Here is a 417-nt window from a genome sequence, read left to right as displayed (position 1 = left end):
GGCTTCGCCGCGCAGGACCCGGCGGGCCTCTGGGAAGTGCCCTACCTCCCGATCGATCCGGCCGACCTCGGCCGCACCTACGACAGCGTGATCCGCGTGAACAGCCAGTCGGGCAAGGGCGGCATCGCCTTCCTGCTGGAGCGCGAGCGCGGCGTGGTGATGCCGCGCCGCCTGCAGGTGGAATTCAGCGCCGTGGTGCAGCGCGCGACCGACACGAGCGAAGGCGAGATGGACGGCGGCGCGCTCTGGAGCCTCTTCGAGCAGCACTACATCGGGCCGGCCCACGGCCGGGCCCCGGGCGGCGCGGCCCCCGGCACGCTCACGCTGCACGGCCAGCGGCTGGAGGAAGACGGGCAGGGCATCGCGCTCGACGTGACGATCGACGGCGTGCGCCAGACGCTGCAGGGCCGGGGCAAC

At 73.9% G+C, this 417-nt stretch carries 1 protein-coding gene; it reads left to right on the top strand.

Going from position 1 to position 417, the window contains the following annotated elements; translation table 11 throughout:
• The coding region (locus E4T88_RS18990) for a 2-isopropylmalate synthase (protein WP_221411829.1) at positions 1–417 on the top strand (417 nt) is incomplete at both ends.

This window comes from Dysgonomonas mossii, assembly GCF_004569505.1.
GTDB lineage: Bacteria > Bacteroidota > Bacteroidia > Bacteroidales > Dysgonomonadaceae > Dysgonomonas.
The sequence above is the reverse complement of the archived record's forward strand: the minus strand, read 5'-3'. Positions and strand labels throughout refer to the sequence as shown.